General features: G+C 59.7%; 16 protein-coding genes. 3 read left to right on the top strand and 13 right to left on the bottom strand.

Translation table 11 applies throughout. From position 1 onward, the window contains the following. The first annotated feature begins 85 nt into the window (after window positions 1-85). Window positions 86-1,561: a D-alanyl-D-alanine carboxypeptidase family protein gene (locus Q1A63_RS19380; protein ID WP_298974691.1), complete on the top strand. Its 1,476-nt coding sequence runs from the start codon at window positions 86-88 to the stop codon at window positions 1,559-1,561. A gap of 26 nt (window positions 1,562-1,587) precedes the next feature. Here Q1A63_RS19380 and ccoS read toward each other — a convergent pair whose 3' ends face one another. The 8 genes from ccoS to ccoN all read right to left on the bottom strand — a co-directional run bounded on the left by ccoS (window position 1,588) and on the right by ccoN (window position 9,326). Then, window positions 1,588-1,746, bottom strand: coding sequence for a cbb3-type cytochrome oxidase assembly protein CcoS (ccoS, locus tag Q1A63_RS19375; protein ID WP_298974689.1), 159 nt, complete (start codon window positions 1,744-1,746; stop codon window positions 1,588-1,590). Further along, the gene (locus Q1A63_RS19370) at window positions 1,743-3,932 is read right to left on the bottom strand and encodes a heavy metal translocating P-type ATPase (protein WP_298974687.1); all 2,190 of its coding nucleotides are present in this window, start codon (window positions 3,930-3,932) and stop codon (window positions 1,743-1,745) included. The genes ccoS and Q1A63_RS19370 overlap by 4 nt, the downstream gene beginning before the upstream one ends. Continuing rightward, a complete protein-coding gene (locus tag Q1A63_RS19365; RefSeq protein ID WP_298974685.1) occupies window positions 3,929-4,402 on the bottom strand; it encodes a FixH family protein in 474 nt (157 codons plus the stop codon). Before Q1A63_RS19365 ends, Q1A63_RS19370 begins: the two co-directional genes overlap by 4 nt. Beyond that, window positions 4,399-5,832, bottom strand: a complete 1,434-nt coding sequence (ccoG, locus tag Q1A63_RS19360) for a cytochrome c oxidase accessory protein CcoG (RefSeq protein WP_299502234.1) — start codon at window positions 5,830-5,832, stop codon at window positions 4,399-4,401. The genes Q1A63_RS19365 and ccoG overlap by 4 nt, the downstream gene beginning before the upstream one ends. A gap of 87 nt (window positions 5,833-5,919) precedes the next feature. Further along, on the bottom strand, window positions 5,920-6,783 hold the full coding sequence (gene ccoP, locus Q1A63_RS19355) for a cytochrome-c oxidase, cbb3-type subunit III (RefSeq protein ID WP_298974682.1): 864 nt from the start codon (window positions 6,781-6,783) through the stop codon (window positions 5,920-5,922). Then, window positions 6,780-6,965, bottom strand: a complete 186-nt coding sequence (locus Q1A63_RS19350; RefSeq protein WP_298974679.1) for a cbb3-type cytochrome c oxidase subunit 3 — start codon at window positions 6,963-6,965, stop codon at window positions 6,780-6,782. The genes ccoP and Q1A63_RS19350 overlap by 4 nt, the downstream gene beginning before the upstream one ends. Window positions 6,966-6,975: 10 nt before the next feature. Beyond that, window positions 6,976-7,701: a cytochrome-c oxidase, cbb3-type subunit II gene (gene ccoO, locus Q1A63_RS19345; protein ID WP_298974677.1), complete on the bottom strand. Its 726-nt coding sequence runs from the start codon at window positions 7,699-7,701 to the stop codon at window positions 6,976-6,978. Between the two features lie 11 nt (window positions 7,702-7,712). Further along, a complete protein-coding gene (ccoN, locus tag Q1A63_RS19340) occupies window positions 7,713-9,326 on the bottom strand; it encodes a cytochrome-c oxidase, cbb3-type subunit I (protein ID WP_298974675.1) in 1,614 nt (537 codons plus the stop codon). Between the two features lie 194 nt (window positions 9,327-9,520). On the opposite strand from ccoN, the gene Q1A63_RS19335 reads away from it, so the two are divergent. Continuing rightward, the gene (locus tag Q1A63_RS19335; protein WP_298974673.1) at window positions 9,521-10,357 is read left to right on the top strand and encodes a universal stress protein; all 837 of its coding nucleotides are present in this window, start codon (window positions 9,521-9,523) and stop codon (window positions 10,355-10,357) included. A gap of 47 nt (window positions 10,358-10,404) precedes the next feature. Here the strand turns inward: Q1A63_RS19335 and fnrL are convergent, their stop codons facing one another. After that, window positions 10,405-11,148, bottom strand: a complete 744-nt coding sequence (gene fnrL, locus Q1A63_RS19330) for a transcriptional regulator FnrL (RefSeq protein ID WP_298974671.1) — start codon at window positions 11,146-11,148, stop codon at window positions 10,405-10,407. A gap of 62 nt (window positions 11,149-11,210) precedes the next feature. Between fnrL and hemN the strand changes: the two genes are divergently transcribed. Continuing rightward, complete coding sequence (gene hemN, locus Q1A63_RS19325) at window positions 11,211-12,566, top strand: oxygen-independent coproporphyrinogen III oxidase (RefSeq protein WP_298974670.1); 1,356 nt, start codon at window positions 11,211-11,213, stop codon at window positions 12,564-12,566. Window positions 12,567-12,576: 10 nt separating this feature from the next. On the opposite strand, the gene Q1A63_RS19320 is transcribed toward hemN, so the two are convergent. Genes Q1A63_RS19320 through Q1A63_RS19305 form a run of 4 tightly spaced genes read right to left on the bottom strand, consistent with a single transcriptional unit; the run spans window position 12,577 to window position 18,289 of the window. Continuing rightward, on the bottom strand, window positions 12,577-14,157 hold the full coding sequence (locus tag Q1A63_RS19320; protein ID WP_298974669.1) for an ABC transporter ATP-binding protein: 1,581 nt from the start codon (window positions 14,155-14,157) through the stop codon (window positions 12,577-12,579). Further along, window positions 14,154-15,260 (bottom strand): ABC transporter permease, encoded by a 1,107-nt coding sequence (locus Q1A63_RS19315; protein ID WP_298974668.1) that lies wholly within the window; start codon window positions 15,258-15,260, stop codon window positions 14,154-14,156. Before Q1A63_RS19315 ends, Q1A63_RS19320 begins: the two co-directional genes overlap by 4 nt. Next, entirely contained in the window at window positions 15,260-16,348 is a 1,089-nt protein-coding gene (locus tag Q1A63_RS19310) for a microcin C ABC transporter permease YejB (RefSeq protein WP_298974666.1), read from the bottom strand. Before Q1A63_RS19310 ends, Q1A63_RS19315 begins: the two co-directional genes overlap by 1 nt. 9 nt (window positions 16,349-16,357) lie before the next feature. After that, window positions 16,358-18,289, bottom strand: coding sequence for an extracellular solute-binding protein (locus tag Q1A63_RS19305; protein WP_299632383.1), 1,932 nt, complete (start codon window positions 18,287-18,289; stop codon window positions 16,358-16,360). Between the last annotated feature and the right edge of the window lie 161 nt (window positions 18,290-18,450).

Genomic DNA, 18,450 nt, shown 5'->3' with positions numbered 1-18,450 from the left:
AAATCCAAAGCTGTGTTAGCCTCTCCACATAAAATAGCCAGTCGAAACAATTCGGCGGCATGAGGCAGAAAAAAGGCAGGTTATCATGAAGGTTCGGCGCGCAATGCCGGCCCGTTACGGGCTATTTGTTCTCGCAGCACTGTGGTTACTGGTGGTTGTACCGCTCAGCGCAGCCGCTGCTCCCTATGCAGCATATGTGATGGATGCCCGATCGGGCAAAGTTCTGCATTCACGCAACGCCGATACACGATTGCACCCTGCATCGCTGACAAAAATGATGACGCTCTACATCGCGTTTCAGGCGGTGGAGCGCGGCGAGATTTCGCTCGATACCAAGGTGAAGGTTTCCCGCCACGCCGCGTCCGAGCCGCCCTCCAAACTGGGATTGAAATCAGGTCAGCGTATTGCCTTTCGCTATCTGATCCGCGCCGCCGCCGTGAAATCTGCCAATGATGCCGCAACTGCCATCGGCGAAGCGCTTGAAGGGTCCGAGGCCGCCTTTGCCCGTCGTATGACCCGCACCGCTAAAGCGTTGGGGATGACGCGCACAACCTTCAAAAATGCACATGGTCTGACGGAATCCGGTCACCTGTCGACGGCCCGGGATATGTCGATCCTCGGACGGCACGTACTTTATGATTACCCTGAATATTATAACCTTTTCTCGCGCCGTTCGACAAATGCGGGCGTTCGTGAAGTCGCCAATACCAACCGGCGTTTGCTGTCGGCTTATCGCGGCGCTGACGGGATCAAAACCGGCTACACACGTGCAGCCGGGTTTAATCTTGTAGCCTCTGCTGAGCGCGGCCGGGAACGCATCATTGCAACGGTTTTCGGCGGCACTTCGACCAGCGCGCGCAACGCACGGGTGGCGGAATTGCTCGACATGGGCTTCAAACGCGCGCCAACGCGCGTGGCACTGCAGAAGCCTCGGAAACCAGCCTACACACCAGGTGGTGCGGGCAAAACGGTCCGTGTCAGCGGCATTACACGCCAGAGCCTGCGTCCGCGCCTGCGGCCCGTGGCGGATGTCGAAGACGTTCTGGCCACCGTTGTGGCACAATCCGTGAAACCGGCGGAGCCGACCGTGGCAGCGCAGGCCAGCACCAGCGGCGTGTTGTCAGCTGACATCACCAGCGCTTTGATCGAAGCGCAGCGGACACCGGTGGAGCCCGCGGTCGTGACACAAGAGCCCGGCGCACCAAACAACGGCCTGACGGCCCTGACGTTGCGCCCCATCATGCGCCCGACGGACGTCGCGACCGCGCCTCAAGGTGAGCCGGTGCAGGAAAATGAGGTTGTCACACGGCTTTCCACGTCCGGGGGGCACCAGTGGGGTGTGAACGTTGGCCAGTATAACAGCCGGTACAACGCGGAACGCGCGCTTGTCACCACTGCCCTTGCGGAAATGGCAACGCTGGACGGCACATTGCGGAAAGTTGTCAAAAAGCCGACGGGATTTGATGCCAACTTCCTGGGGATGACCCGCGACAGCGCGGATCTCGCCTGCCGCCGCCTGGCTGCACGAAATATCAGCTGCATGATGGTTGGGCCGTCCTAGACCACAGAAGCCCTGAGATCGTTGGATCAGGGCTTCGGCGCGTCGTCCCAGGTATCGCTGAGAATACGGCGACTGTCGCCATCCGGGTCGTCGTATTGGCGCGACTTGAGCGTGTAGAGAAACCCGACAAGACCAAGCCCGCCAAGGATCAGAGAAATCGGGATCAGATAGGCCAGTACGTTCATCCTCGCCCCCTGACCCGCAAGGCGTTCAGCGATACGGTGATCGAGGACGTCGACATTGCCAGCGCGGCGATCAGTGGCGTTGCCATGCCTGCCACCGCCAGCGGCACCGCAATGACATTGTAGAGTGTTGCAATGCGGAAGTTTTCCTTGATCCGCTTTGTGGCCTGACGCGCAACCAAAACGGCCTCCGCCACCGGCGATAGATCCTGCCCCAGCAGCACCATATCCGAAGCGGCGCGCGCCGCATCCAGGGCCTGCGCCGGACTGATGGAAACATGTGCTGTCGCCAGTGCGGCGGTATCATTCAGCCCATCGCCGACCATCAGAACATGATGCCCCTCCTCACGGAGAGCTTTGACAAATTGCGCTTTCTGATGGGGCAACATAGCGGCGTGCCATTCGGAAACCTGCAGCTCCGCTGCAAATTCACGCACGGCGGTAACCCGGTCTCCCGACAGCAAAACCACCCGAATGCCCGCGTCTTTGAGGCCGGAAATGGCATCCGTCGCCCCCATGCGCGCATCGTCTTCGAAGGTCAAAAACACCGGCGCGCCATCCCCGACGTCAAGGGCTGCACATATGCCATCCTGCTCCACGGCGACGCCCACCCAATCCGGGCGGCCCAGACGCTGGATCTGCCCGTTTGCCTCTGCTTCGGTCCCGAAACCGGGCTTCTCGACCAGGCCCTTCAGGGGCTGCACCGGCAATCCGGCTGATTGCGCCACCGCGACAATCGCCCGGGAAAGCGGGTGGGAAGAGCCTTGCGCCAAAGCATAGGCAACCTCTTGTTGCCGCGCGTTCAGGTCAGCCCAATTGGACAGGCGGGGTTTGCCTGTGGTCAGGGTGCCGGTCTTGTCAAAAACCACCGTATCCACCTCAGCCAGGCGTTCGAGCGCGGTTGCATTCTTGATCAGCAACCCCTTACCAAAGAGCCTGCCCGAGGCAGCGGTCGTCACCGCGGGCACCGCAAGCCCAAGCGCGCAAGGGCAGGTAATGATCAAAACCGCCGCCGCGATATTCAGCGAAATCCGCATGTCGCCGGACCAGATGAGCCAACCCAGGAATGCGAGCGCAGAGAGGATGTGCACACCTGGCGCATAAAGCTTGGCCGCGCGATCCGCCAGCGAGGTGTACCGCGACCGCCCGCTTTCAGCGACAGCAACCAGTTCTGCCATGCGTTGCAGGGACGTATCCTGACCCACGGCTGTGGCACGCAATGTCAGCGGCCCGGTCAGGTTGACCTCACCCGCGCTGATCACATCCCCAACGCCGCGCACTTCGGGCAGGGTTTCCCCCGTAAGCATGGCCCGATCAACCTCCGAATGGCCTTCGGTCACCACACCGTCCACCGGCGCGCGGCCTCCGGGACGCACCAGAACAAGGTCATCAACCCGCAATTCCGCGACAGAGACTTCGCTCGGACCTTCCGCCTCGATGCGCCACGCGCGAGGCACTTCCAGCGCCGTCAGTTCCTCAGCGGCGGAACGGGCGGCGGAGCGCGCGCGCGCATCCAGCCACCGGCCCGCCAGCAGGAAAAATGTCAGCGTCAAGGCCGCATCAAAATAGGCATGATGCCCGGACAACCACGTCTCCCAGAGCGATGTGACCAGGGCCAGCAGGATGGCCAGCGTGATGGGCACATCCATATTCAACCGCCCTGCCCGCAGCGCCGCCCAGGCATTGCGAAAAAACGGTTGCGCCGAAAAGGCGATGGCTGGAATGGCAATGGCCGCCGAAATCCAGTGGAACAGGTCACGGGTGGAATCGGTCGCACCGGACCACACGGCAACCGACAATAACATCACATTCATCGAGGCAAACCCGGCGACGGCCAGGCGCATCAGAATGTCCCGGCTTGCCATGCGGGTGGCTGTTTCGTTGAGCGCTCCGGGATCAAGCTCATGCGCCTCGAACCCTTCGCCCTCCAGCAAGGTGACCAGTTCAGGCGCGTTTACCCCAGGCTCCGCCTCCACCAAAGCCCGCTTCAGGGTCAGGTTTACCCGTGCATTTTTGATCCCGGGATGGGCGTTCAGCGCCTTTTCCACCTTCGCGATGCAGGCCTGACAATGGATTGTCGGCAAGGACAGGACCACCCGTGCGTCCGGCAATGCAACGGGCGCCCCCTCAACCGGGGTCGCTAGGCAGCCGGGACAGGCGACCGGTGTATTTGTCGTGGCCGCGGTCACGGCGACCCTTTTGGCACGTGCAGGATCACACGCTGACGAAATTCAGTGCCATCGTCCGCGAGCGCAACCATCCTCAGGTTCCAGTTGCCCGGTGCCAATGCTGCCGGTGCGACATAGCGGGTGCCATCAAAGACAAAGACAGGCGTCTGATCATCACGCACATGGGTTGCCCGGCCCAGCGTCGCCTCAAGCGCCGCGACTTCCACCGGTTGACGTTCGGCATCGGTGATCGACAGATGCACCTCACCCCCGCGCGCCTCGGCCAGAACGGACCAGCCCAACGCAGTCTGTGCGGCGCGGTCCACGTCGAATTTCTGACTGGCAACGTAGGAGTTACGCACCTCCAGCCCGGGGAATGTGCTGATCGCGCTATACGCCAGAAAGAGATTGACGCTGATGATTACCGTGAACGCGGATACAAAGATCATGGCAACATGGCGCCCGGTCAGATTGCGGGTTGTGGTGGTCATTGCGCTTCTCCTTTTCCACTGAAGCTGCTGTCTTTGTAGGCACGGTCGCCGTTGGTCAGATCTTCGACCCAGAACCGCAGATCGGTTCTTTCTGCTTCCGCTGGCGCGGATCCGGGCGGTGCGATCACATAGACCCGTTGCAAAAAGGAGGTATCCGCAGGCACCGGGACGGACCCATATGGGGTGCCCTCCAACTGAACCCGCAGGGTCGGATCGCCCTTGGCAAAGAGCCGGAACAGGCGTTCCTCGCCGTTTTTGTTGCGCAGGCGGACGTCATAGGTATTGCGGATCGACCCATCCGAGAGCGTCACAAATGTCGGATTGCGTACGGCCGCCACGGTCATCTCGATCTCGGCGCGCATGAAGAGCGCCACGACCAGCGCAACGCCGACCCCGGCCCAGAGCGCTGAATAGAGGATGGTCCGTGGCCGGAACGCATGCAACCAGGGATTGCGGGGGGCATTGCCTTCCCGCTCCAGCTTTTCATCAGAGAGGGCGATGTAGTCGATCAAGCCACGCGGTTTGCCGATCCGCTCCATCACATCATCGCAGGCGTCGATGCAAAGCGCGCAGGTGATGCATTCAAGCTGCTGCCCGTCGCGGATATCGATGCCCATCGGGCAGACGTTCACGCAGGCCATGCAATCAATGCAGTCGCCCATCGGTTGCGTCTTGGCCTCCTGGCTGTGTTTGCGCGGCTCCCCCCGCCAGTCGCGATAGGCGACGGTCATGGTGTCTTCGTCCATCATGGCCGCCTGAATGCGGGGCCAGGGACAGGCGTAGATGCAGATCTGCTCCCGCATGAACCCGCCGAAAACAAAGGTTGTCGCGGTCAGAACAGCCACCGTGATATAGGCCACCGCATGAGCCTGCCCGGTGAAGATGTCCACAAACAGCGTCGGCGCATCGGCAAAATAGAAAACCCAGGCACCGCCCGTCGCCACCGCGATCAACAGCCATACCACCCATTTCGTCACCCGCAGGCGCAGTTTGCGCGCATCCATCTTGGCCTGCCGGTGCAGGCGCAAGCGCGCGTTACGGTCGCCTTCGATCCAGCGTTCCACCAGGATGAACAGGTCGGTCCAGACGGTCTGTGGGCAGGCGTAACCGCACCAGACGCGACCCAGCGCGGAGGTAAAGAGAAAGAGCCCCAGCCCGGCCATGATTAGCAGACCGGCCACGAAATAGAACTCATGGCTCCAGATTTCGATCCAGAAGAAGTAAAAACGGCGATTGGCAAGATCGAGCAGCACCGCCTGATCCGGCAGGCTCGGCCCCCTATCCCAGCGGATCCATGGCACAAGGTAATAGATGCCAAGAGTGACCGCGAGGATCACCCATTTGAGGTTGCGAAACTTGCCAGAAACACGCCGCGGGAAAATAGGCTCGCGGGCGGCGTATAGGCTGGGCGTTGGTGCTTGATCTGTCACAACTGTCCTTGCGGGTTGGGCGTGGTGCTGTCGCGATAACGTCGATCTGACAGCACCCTACCACAAAAGAGGGTGAAGCCGGCGGGGTTACTCGCCCCCGCCCAACTGGTGCACGTAGAGTGCCACCGCCCTGATCTCAGCCTCACTCAGCCGCTGGGTCCAAGGTGGCATGACGCCATAGCGGCTATAGGTCACAGTCTCGGTCAGCGCCTGGGCATCACCGCCATAGAGCCAGATGGCATCGGTGAGGTTGGGCGCGCCCTGTTCCCGGTCGCCCATGCCGTTTTCGCCGTGACAGGCGGAGCAGTTATCCGCAAAAACCTCTGCCCCCGGACCCGCCAGCGCCGCATCCGCCTGTCCGCCCGAAAGCTCCAGAACGTAGTTTACGACCTGGGAGATTTCTTCGGGTTCCAGGATTTCACCAAAGGCAGGCATTTCGGAATAGCGCGCATCGTCGTCTTCCTCGTTGCGGATGCCGTGGGCGATGGTGGTGTGGATCGATTCGATATCACCGCCCCAGAGCCAATCATCATCCAGAAGGTTCGGATAGCCGACAAAACCCGCTGCACCCGAGCCGTGACACTGCGCGCACCATGTCCGGAAGACCGCAGCCCCGGCGGAAACGGCATAGCCGTTCAGTTCCGGGTTGGCCGAAATCTCGGTCAGCTCCGCCGAGGCCAGCTGCGCGTTGATCCCTGCATTCGCTTCTTCCACGGCTGCAATCTCCGCGGCGACCTCACCGCGTGTGGAGTACCCAAGTAAACCTGCGGTCGCAGAAGACACCAGCGGCCAGGCCGGATAGGCGATGGTATAGCCAATGCCCCAGATGATGGTCACGTAGAAGGTCCAGAGCCACCAGCGCGGCATGGGGTTGTCGAATTCCTCGATGCCGTCCCAGGTATGGCCGGTGGTGTTCGGATCGCCCTCTTGTTTTGGGGGTACTTTGCTCATTTCGATGCCTCCTGATCTGGGGCGGGTCTGTCTTCATGGCGGAACGGGATGTTGGCAGTGTCCTGGTGGACCTTGCGGCTGCCGGGTCGAAAGACCCAGAACGCAACGCCCACGAAGATGCAGAACAACAAGAGCAGCATCCAGCTATCCGCGAATTCGCGTAAGAAGGTATAGGTTTCCATCTGATCCTCCTTAGCGGTTTGCGTCTGGGGTGAAGGTCGAGAAATCGACCAAAGTGCCCAGCATCTGCAGATAGGCGATCAGGGCGTCCGCTTCGGAAATGCCCGGCTGCCCGTCAAAGTTGCGCACCTGCGCGCCCGGATAGCGTTCCAGCATGTCGTCATAATCGCTGTCGGGATCCGCCTGTGCGCGGAAATCAGCGGCGGCGGCTTCGATCATCTCATCGGTGTAGGGCACCCCGACAAACGCGTGGGTTTTCAACAGATCGGCGATATGATCGGGTTCCAAAAATGTCCGCTCCAGAAAGCCATACTTTGGCATAATGGATTCCGGCACCACCGATTGCGGGTCGCGCAGGTGGTCGATGTGCCAGTCGTCCGAATACCGTCCACCGACCCGCGCCAGATCCGGCCCGGTCCGTTTGGAGCCCCATTGGTGCGGGTGGTCGTACATGGATTCCGCCGCCAGAGAGTAGTGGCCATAGCGCTCCACCTCGTCGCGCATCGGACGGATCATCTGGCTGTGGCAGACATAGCAGCCTTCGCGCACGTAGATGTCGCGCCCGGTGAGTTCGAGCGGGGAATAGGGCCGCATGCCCTCAACCTTCTCGATGGTGTTTTCGAGGTAGAAGAGCGGCACGATCTGTACCAGACCGCCGATGGTGACCACCAGAAAGCTGAGCACCAAGAGCAGGCTTGCGTTGGTTTCGATGAACTTGTGTTTTGAGAGGATCGACATCTGTTCCCTCCTTATTCAGCAGGGACAGCTGTGCCGAGGCCGGCCTTGGCAGGCGCAGCACGGACAGTCATCCACAAGTTATAGCACATGATGAGCGCACCGGAGAGGAAGAGGACCCCACCCAGACCACGCACCACATACATCGGGAACTTCGCGCTCACGGTGTCAGCGAAGGAGTTCACCAAGAAGCCATTGGCGTCGACTTCGCGCCACATCAGGCCTTCCATGATGCCGGTCACCCACATCGAGGCCGCGTAGAGCACGATGCCGATGGTCGCGAGCCAGAAGTGCCAGCTGACGAGGCCAAGGCTGTAGAGCCGTTCGCGTTTCCAAAGCACCGGCACCAGGTAGTAGAGCGCGCCAAAGGTGATCAGCCCGTTCCAACCGAGCGCACCGGAGTGCACGTGCCCAATGGTCCAGTCGGTGTAATGCGACAGCGAGTTGACCGAGCGGATCGACATCATCGGCCCCTCGAAGGTCGACATGCCGTAGAAGGCCAGCGAGGTCACCATCATCCGCAAAACGGGGTCGGTGCGCAGCTTGTCCCAGGCGCCCTGCAACGTCATCAGACCATTGATCATGCCGCCCCAGCTGGGCATCCACAGGATGATCGAGAAGACCATGCCCAAGGTTGCCGCCCAATCCGGTAGCGCGGTGTAGTGCAAGTGGTGCGGGCCCGCCCAGATGTACAGGAAAATCAGCGCCCAGAAGTGGATGATCGAGAGCTTGTAGGAGAAGACGGGGCGTTCGGCCTGTTTTGGCACGAAGTAATACATCATGCCCAGGAAGCCCGCGGTCAGGAAGAAGCCCACCGCATTGTGGCCGTACCACCATTGCACCATCGCATCCTGCACGCCCGAAAAGACCTGCACCGATTTGCTGCCCCAGATCGAGACGGGGATGGAGATGTTATTGACGATGTGCAGCATCGCGACGGTCACGATGAAGGCCAGGTAGAACCAGTTCGCGACGTAGATATGCGGCTCTTTCCGCTTCACGATTGTCCCGAGGAAGACCGCCAGATAGGCGACCCAGACGATGGTCAGCCAGATATCGACGTACCATTCGGGTTCCGCGTATTCCTTGGACTGGGTGCCACCCAGCAGGTAACCAGTGGCCGCGAGCACGATGAAGAGCTGATAGCCCCAGAAGACGAACCAGCCCAGATTGCCGCCCCAGAGCCGCGCGGCGGAGGTCCGCTGCACCACATAGAATGACGTGGCGATCAAAGCGTTGCCGCCAAACGCAAAAATCACCGCAGAGGTGTGCAGCGGTCGCAATCTGCCAAAGTTGGCGTAGCCCTCAGCCCACGCGAAATTCAGCGCCGGAAACGCCAGCTGAAAGGCGATGACCACGCCCACCAGAAATCCGACAACCCCCCAAAAGGCGGTTGCGATGACGCCTGCGCGCACCACACTGTCAAAATATTCATGGCTGGGCGTTGGTGTGACGGGTTCATCCGTCGCGCGCAGTGTTGTGAGAAACAACCCCGCCGCCACGATCATGAAAATGACCATGTGAAGCTGATAGGCCAGATCGCGCGCGTAGCTGGCTGCGATCATCGCAAACAGCGTGGCGAGCGCGAGCACCACCAGCTTCACGTAATTGAGTGTTCCGGTATTCATTGGTCCGGGTTCCCTTCCGCTTTGCCCCGCGCCGGGCGCAGGGAAGTTCGTAACTGGTCTCATGTCGCGCGGAATGGTCCGAACGACCTTGATCTGCATCAAGTATTGTGGGGTTTTTGCCTGACACCGATCAAGGCTCCACAAAAACCCACCGCTATAGTCCGGTCCAAATACCGTTGGAAAGGATCCGGACCATGTCTTTCAAAACCATTTTCACTGCCCTTTCGTCCTTTGATACCAGCAAAGCGGCATTGGTGCAGGCGGCCAGACTGACGGAGGCGCAGGACGCCCATCTGGAAGTCATGTGCCTTGGGATCGACCGGTCACGCAGCAATTATTACGAGGTCGGCGCAAATGCGGTGATTATGCAGGCCGCTATAGAAGAAGCACATGCTCAGGCCGAAAGCACAAGAGAGCAAGTGATAGAATGGCTCGGTAAAAGCAACATCCGCTGGAATGCGACGAATTCGGTCGCCACCTTCACCGACATGAGCATGCCGCTGTCGAAGGCTGCGCGCTTTGCGGATCTATGTGTGGCCTCCCTGCCCTACCGCAGCAACAGCCGGGCCGAAGAAAACGTCATCCTTGAGACCATGATGTTCGATGCGGGTTGTCCAACCGTGGTGACGCCGGACGTGGATCCCGTTGGCCGGCCCGAGAGGATTGTCATCGGCTGGAATGAAAGTGCCGAGGCCCTGCGCGCCGTCCGGGCCGCCGTACCGCTGATGCAATCGGCAAAGGAGGTGCATATTGCGATCATCGATCCACCAGAACACGCGCCGGACCGGTCCGACCCCGGCGGTGCGCTGGCGGTGATGCTGGCGCGGCATGGGATCAGCTGCGACATTCAGGTGATGACCCGCAGCGGGGCCAAGGTCAGCGAGCGCCTGCGACGCCATGCGACGGAGACCGGTGCGCAGATGCTGGTGATGGGCGCCTACGGTCATTCCCGGTTCCGCGAGGCGGTGCTCGGCGGTGCCACCCGTGAAATGCTGGAACACGCGCAAACGCCTGTGTTCATGGCGCACTGATCAGGCTTGCGCGGTCGCCCGAGATCTTCGGACAACGCGGCTTCCCATCAGCTCAAAATACCGCCATCGCTGTCATCGCCGGCCTCAAGCAGCAACCGATCCATGTCCGGGACCGTGATGCTGCGTTTACCGCTCAGCGTAATGACCTTGTCGCGCTTCAATGCAGAGACCTGGCGGCTGACTGTTTCCAGTGTCAGGCCAAGATAGTCGGCCATCGCTTCGCGTGTGAGCGGCAACTCGATTTCAAGCGCTTTGCCCGGTGCACTGCCATCCAGAACGGCATCCCGCCGTGCAATGATCGACAGCAAACTCGCGATTTTCTCGCGCGCTGTCTTGCGGCCCAAGACAAGCATCCATTCGCGGGCGGCATCCAACTCATCCAGGGTCATTTCGAGCAACCGATGCGCAATATGCGGCGTGGTGTTGATCATCTGCTCAAAGGGTTTGCGCCGAAAGCAGCACATCATCAGGTCGGTTGTCGCCGATACCGTATAGGCCGCAGAAGCGCGCCCCGGGCGACCGACGAAATCAGAAGGCAGCAGCAGGCCCACCATCTGCGTCCGGCCGTCCTCCATGGTTTGGGTCAGCGTTGCAACGCCGGAGACCACAGAGGCCACGAAATCCATATGGTCGCCCGCCCACATCACGGTCTGACCGGCTGAAAAGCTGCGGTAATATTTGATGTCTTCCAACAGTTCCAACTCATCCCGGTCACATTTGGCGCAGACGGCCCGGTGACGGATCGGGCATTCGGAACAGCTTTTGATGGTTGGAGACACTAGTTGTTGCACGTCGGTTTCCCATTTTGATCTGTGTCAAAGAATGCTGACACTGCGCTGGCCATTGTACCACTATGCACATGACGTCCAAGTTAGCCAAGCTGGGGCTTTTTGACGCGAAGGTACCGCGTTACACAAGTTACCCGACAGCACCTCAGTTCAACGCTGATGTTGGCAGCGATCAGATGCGGGCATGGGTACGGTCTATCGCTCCTGGAAGCCAGATATCGCTGTACCTGCACATCCCGTTTTGCAGGCACTTATGCTGGTTTTGCGCCTGCCGGACGCAAGGCACGCAAAGCCTGTCACCGGTTGCGGGCTACCTTAAAAGGCTGCGCACCGAGATCGCCCTGCTGGGGCAGAACCTGCCGCATGGTGTGACACTAAGTCGTATGCATTGGGGCGGCGGTACCCCGACTTTGCTTTCCCCCGATATGATTGACGAACTGGCTGCCGCGATTGCCGCCGTTGCACCACTTGCAGAGGATGCCGAGTTTTCCGTCGAGGTCGATCCAAAGGAGATTGATTCGGCCCGGGTGGCGGCGCTGGCACGTGCAGGCATGACCCGTGCCTCCATCGGGGTGCAGGATTTCGACCCCGAGGTACAAACCACAATCGGGCGCCTTCAGGGGTTCGAGGTGACACGGGATGCCGCACAATTGTTGCGATCTGCGCAGATCACATCACTGAATGCCGACATCCTCTTCGGCCTGCCGCATCAGGACACTGCGCGCATTGCCACCTCGGTTCAGAAATTGCTGACGCTCAACCCCGACCGCATTGCCTTATACGGATACGCGCATGTGCCCTGGATGGCGCGGCGGCAGTCGATGATCCCAACCGAATCGCTGCCGACGCCAGAGAAACGTCTGAAACTCTTTGAAACCGCCAAACAGTTGTTTGAATGGGACGGCTACCAGCAAATTGGCATCGATCACTTCGCAGCACCGCATGACAGCCTGGCGATAGCGGCAAGAACCGGCCATTTACGGAGAAATTTTCAGGGTTATACCGATGATCCGGCAGATGTTTTGATTGGCCTGGGCGCCTCAGCGATTTCGCGGTTCCCGCAGGGCTATTCACAAAACGCTGCGGCGACCTCGGACTATGCCAGGTCCATCGACGCGGGCCGATTTGCGGTCTCCAGAGGGCATGTGTTTTCAGCAGAGGACCAGCTGCGCGCCCGTATCATCGAAGCGATCATGTGCGATTTCTACGTCAGCTACGATGATGTTATCGCCCGTTTCCCGCAGACCAGCGGCCAAATCAGACAACTGCTCCAGAATGCATCGGAGCGGTTTGGTGAAATGGTGCAGCTCACCGAAGAGGGGCTGCGCATAAGACAAGAAGCGCAAGCGCTCGCGCGTATCATTGCCCGCCACTTTGACGCCTATGCGCTCTCAGGTGCCGGGCACGCCACGGCGATCTGAAACCACGTAGTCAGCCCGTCGCCTGCAGCAGCGTGCGGGTATAATCATGGGACGGCGCGTCAAAAATCGTGTCCACATCGCCCACTTCGACCACGTCACCGCGTTTCATCACCATCACCTGATGAGACATGGCACGCACGACATTAAGATCGTGACTGATGAAGATATAGGCCAGCCCGTATTTTTCCTGCAGGTTTCGCAAAAGATCCACGATCTGCACCTGAACCGTCATGTCCAGCGCCGATGTCGGCTCATCCAGCACCAAAAGGCGTGGCCGCAGCACCATCGCGCGGGCAATGGCGATCCGCTGACGCTGCCCGCCCGAGAATTCGTGCGGGTAACGGTCCATCGTGGCCGGATCGAGGCCCACCTCCACCATCACCTCGCGCACGAGGTCACGCGGGTCGCGGTCGGCATCTACCTTATGAATGCCCAAGCCCTCAGAGATGATCTGCGCGCAGGTCATCCGGGGGCTCAGACTGCCAAACGGGTCCTGAAACACGATCTGCATGTCTTTGCGCAGCCCGCGCAACTGACGTGTCGACCACTTGCGCACGTCCTGCCCCATGAAGACGATCTGCCCTTCTGACGCAATCAGCCGCATGATCGCCAGGGCCAGCGTGGTCTTGCCAGAGCCGCTTTCACCCACGATCCCGATGGTTTCACCCGCCCGCACGGTCAGGCTCGCGTCGTTGACGGCCTTCACATGGCCCACGGTACGGCGCAGCAACCCGGCCTGAATGGGAAACCAGATTTTCAGATTGTCGGTTTGCGCCACAACTTCGGCACTATCGGGCACCGGCACCGGTGCGCCGGAGGGCTCCGCGCTCAGCAGCTTATTGGTGTAGGGGTGCTGTGGATTGTCGAAAATGTCGCGGGTCGGTCCGGTTTCCACAATCTCGCCGTGCTGCATGACGCAGACCCGGTCGGCGATGCGCCGCACAATCCCGAGATCATGGGTGATGAACAAAAGGCCCATGCCAAGCCGATCCTTGAGCTCCTTCAAAAGGTCCAGGATCTGCGCCTGAATGGTCACATCGAGCGCGGTCGTCGGTTCATCGGCGATCAGCACATCGGGCTCATTGGCCAGCGCCATGGCGATCATGACACGCTGGCGCTGCCCGCCGGAAAGCTGGTGCGGGTAGCTTGCAATCCGGCTTTCCGCGTCCTGAATGCCCACTTGCTCCAGCAATTCCAGAATACGCGCGCGCGCTGCGGCCCCGGCCAATCCCTGATGCAAGGCGAGGCTTTCGGCAAGCTGTTTTTCAATCGTATGCAGTGGGTTGAGCGAGGTCATCGGCTCCTGAAAGATGAAGCTGATGTCATTGCCGCGCACCTTGCGCAGCTGCGCTTCATCCGCGCCGATCATCTGCTGCCCGTCATAGGTGACGGAGCCGGAAATCTCCGCGCTTTCCCCCAGCAAGGACACGGTGGAGAGCGCCGAGACCGACTTTCCCGAACCGGATTCGCCGACCAGAGCCACCGTTTCGCCACGCTCCACGGCAAAGCTGACGCCCTTGACGGCCTCAGTCACGGCACCGTCCTGCCGAAAGCTGACCCGCAGGTCTTTGACCTCTAGTAATGCTGTCATGAAAACGTCTTTCGGGGATCAAAGGCATCGCGAATGCCTTCAAAGATGAAGACCAGCAGCGACAACATGATCGCAAAGGTGAAGAAGGCCGTGAAGGCGAGCCAGGGGGCCTGCAGATTTTGCTTGGCCTGCAGGGTCAGCTCTCCCAATGACGGCGCAGAGGACGGCAGGCCGAAGCCTAGGAAATCCAGGATTGCCAGTGTCGAGATCGTGCCGGTGATGATGAAGGGCAGCATGGTCAGCATCGCGACCATCGCATTGGGCAGCATGTGGCGGAACATGATGGTGATGTTGCTGACGCCCAAAGCGCGGGCAGCGCGAACATATTCAAGATTTCGAGCGCGCAGGAACTCGGCGCGCACGACCCCCACCAGCGAAGTCCAACTGAAGAGCACCAGCAAGAAGACCAGCAACCAGAAACTTCGGCCGAGAATCGCAAACATGATGATGATCACGTAAAGCGAGGGCGTGGAGGCCCAGATCTCGATGATCCGTTGGAAAATCAGGTCGGTCTTGCCGCCGAAGAAGCCCTGCACGGCCCCCGCGATGATCCCGATGAGGCTGGACGCGCCAGTCACCAGCAGCGTGAAGAAGATCGACAGCCGAAAACCGTGGATCACCCGGGCGAGCACATCGCGTTTGGTGCCATCGGTCCCCAGCAGGTTTTCTCCATTGGGCGGCAGCGGTGCCGCGCCCGGACGATCTACCGCGGTGTCGTAAGAATAGGGGATCAATGGCCAGAGCGCCCAGCCTTTTTCGATTTCCTCGCCGTCGATGATGCCATCCTGCGCGTCCTCGTAGTAGGCATCCGGGTCATCAAAGCACAAATCAAGGCCGCCGGTTTCGATCAGGCATTTGACCTCCGGATCGCGGTAGACGGCTTCGGTCTGGAAATCGCCGCCGAACTCAGTCTCGGGGTAAAAGTTCCAGATCGGCGTGTAGTAGCTGCCGCGATATTGCACCAGAATGGGTTTGTCATAGGCGATGAATTCAGCGATCAGCGACAGCCCGAAGAGGACCGCGAAAATCCACAGCGACCAGAACGCCCGCCGGTTGCGTTTGAAATTGCGCCAGCGGCGTTGATTGAGCGGGGAGAGCGCCATCAGCCTTCCCTCCGTTCAAAGTCGATGCGCGGATCGACCAGCACATACATCAGGTCCGAAATGATCCCGACCAGCAGCCCGATCAGGCCAAAAATGAAGAGCGTGCCAAAGACGATGGGATAGTCGCGCGCGACAGCAGCCTCAAAGCCCAGACGCCCGAGCCCATCCAGGCTGAAAATCGTCTCGATGATCAGCGATCCACCAAAGAAAACGCCGATGAACACCGCCGGAAAACCGGCAATCACAATCAGCATCGCGTTGCGGAAGACGTGCCCGTAAAGGACGCGGCTTTCCGACAATCCCTTGGCGCGCGCCGTAATCACGTAGTGTTTCTTGATCTCGTCAAGAAAGCTGTTTTTCGTCAGCAACGTCAGCGTGGCAAAGGCCGAGATAGTCGAGGCCAGCACCGGCAGCGTGATGTGCCAGAAGTAATCCGCCACCTTTCCCAGCGGGCTCAGCTGGTCGAAATTGTCGGATGTCAGACCGCGCAGTGGAAAGATCTGCCAATAGGACCCGCCCGCAAAAAGCACCAGCAGCAGGATCGCAAAGAGAAACCCGGGGATCGCATAGGCGGCGATGATGGCACCCGACGTCCATGTATCAAAACTGGTACCGTCCTTAACCGCCTTGCGGATGCCTAGCGGGATCGACACCAGATAGGCGATCAGCGTGGACCAAAGCCCCAGCGTGATGGAGACGGGAAGTTTTTCCTTGATCAGCTCGATGACCGAAATCGAGCGGAAATAGCTCTCCCCGAAATCAAACCGCATATAGTTCCAGATCATGTTCAGAAATCGCTCGACGGGTGGTTTGTCAAAACCGAATTCCCGCTCCAGCTCGGCGATGAATTCGGGCGGCAGGCCCCGGGCGCCGACATATTGGCTGTCATTGCTGGGCAGATCGGAATTGCCTGCATCATTGCCCGCACCGGCGAAACCGCCAAAAACATCGCCTTCGCCCTGAGCGCGCGCGATGGCCTGCTCCACCGGGCCACCTGGGACAAATTGCACCAGCGCAAAGTTGATGAGCATGATCCCCAATAGCGTCGGGATGATCAGCAAAAGCCTTCTGACAATATAGGCGCCCATGGTTGGCTGCTACCTCAGTGCACCGGCAGCGCGCAAGGCGTCCGCCTTGTCCTGATTGTACCACCAGAAGTCCAGCTGACCCAACGCGAAGGGTGGGATTTCTTCGGGGTGCTCATACTGGTCGTAATAAGCCACCCAGAAGCTGTCATTGTACCATGTGGGGATCATAAAAAACTCATACCGCAGCGCCCGGTCCAGCGCCATCAGGGTCACATCAGTGTCTTCCTTGGTTTCCATGCGCTGGGAGGCCTCGATGATTTCATCCACCAGCGGGCTGGCCAATCCGGCCGGGTTGAAAACCGAAAATGCCGCAGCTTCGGATCCGAAGAACTGTTGCAGGCCGCCGCCTGTGCTGAGGAAAGGGATGTATTGATCATAGACCAGATCATAGTCGCGATCCCGCTCGCGGCTGGTGTATTGCGACGCATCCACCGCTTCCAGAACGGTTTCGATGCCCATGGCCTGCACGTTGGACAGGAAGTTTTCGACCACAGCGCGGAGCGTGGATGAGCCTGCAGAATTCAGCAGGAAGGTGATCTTCAAAGGTTGCCCATCGACGTTGCGGCGCTGGCCGTTGGCATCCACGGACCAACCAGCCTCGTCCAGCAGTTTCATCGCGCGGCGCAGATTGCGACGATCCAGCAGCCGATCGCCGTTGGATGTGTGCGGCACACGCGCATCGGCGGTCAGCATTTCCTCAGGTACCAGATCGCCCAGAGACTGCAGGAATTCAAGCTCCGCGCCCTCCGGCGCACCCACAGCCATCAGATCCGTGTCCTGATTGAAGGACGCGCGCGGCTTGAACAGGCCAAATTGCAGCGACTCGTTGGTCCATTCGAAATTGAACCCAAGCGCTATGGCCTCCCGCACCCGACGATCCTGAAATACCTCCCGCCCCAGATTAAAGACAAAGCCCGTCGGTGTGGGTGGCGAGCCATCGGGCAATTCCTTCTTCACGATCTGCGCGTTGTTCACCTTGGGGAAATTGTAGGCCGTCGCCCACTGACGCGAATTCCCTTCGGTTCGGAAGGTATATTCTCCCGCCTTGAAGGCCTCGAACGCGGCGTTTTCATCACCGAAATACTCGACACGGATCGTATCGAAATTGTTCCGACCGACGTTAAAGGGCAGATCTTTGCCCCAGTAGTCGGGGTTTCTTTTGTAGATGATCCGACGGTTTACATCGATGGTATCGACCATATAGGGCCCGGAGCCAGGGGAAATATCCAATCGGCTTTCATCAAGCCGCGCGCCGGTCTTCTCATACCAGGCCTTTGAGAAAATCGTCATGCCGCCGACAACCTCGATCAGGCTCCGGCGCGAAATGCCGGGGGTGAAGGAGTATTTGATGGTGTGGTCGTCAATCACCTCGATGTCGGTGATGCGCTTGCTTACCGCATCCGCGTAGGATTTCAGCCCTTGCTCTAGAATAAGCTGCTGGCTGAACGCCGCATCATGGGCCGTAAGCGGTGTGCCGTCTGAAAACCGCGCCTCGGGTCTCAGATAGAAGATAACCCAATTCTTGCCTTCATCATATTCCAGACGTTCTGCCACCAGCCCGTAGTATTCCGCGAAAACATCGGCGGGCGCGGTCGTGCCACCGGTGCCCTCCCCCAACAGGCTTTCATACATGATGGTGCTGAGCGCCCCACCGCGGCCCTTGCGGGTAAAAGGGTTCATCGAATCAAACGTGCCCAGTGCGGAGAATGAGATTTCCCCCCCTTTGGGCGCATCGGGGTTCACGTAGTTGAAGTGGGTATAGTCTTCCGGGTAGGACAGGTTTCCGTAGAAGGAATAACCGTGACTGACAATTGTCTTTTCTTCGGCCCGCGCGCCATTCGACCAGATCAATGCCAGCAACAACACCACCAAACACAGACTCAGCTTGAGCGCAAAAAGAACAGGGTTTGGCATGATCGTGTTCGCCTGTGGGGCTTTCATCTGGCATATCCTCCGGTCTGGCGCCGCGCGGTTCGGCGTTCTTGTCGTTAACCATGTAAGCTAACGGGACGTTGCGCCAAGTTACAAGTTGCGAAAATGTGATCCGAGGTGTCGAAAGCCGCCGACGCGCAACAAAAAAGCCACTTGCATTTCAACAAGCG

This window comes from uncultured Roseobacter sp., assembly GCF_947499265.1.
Taxonomy (GTDB): Bacteria; Pseudomonadota; Alphaproteobacteria; order Rhodobacterales; family Rhodobacteraceae; genus Roseobacter.
Note: the sequence above shows the minus strand (reverse complement) of the source record. Positions and strands in the feature narration are given on the sequence as shown.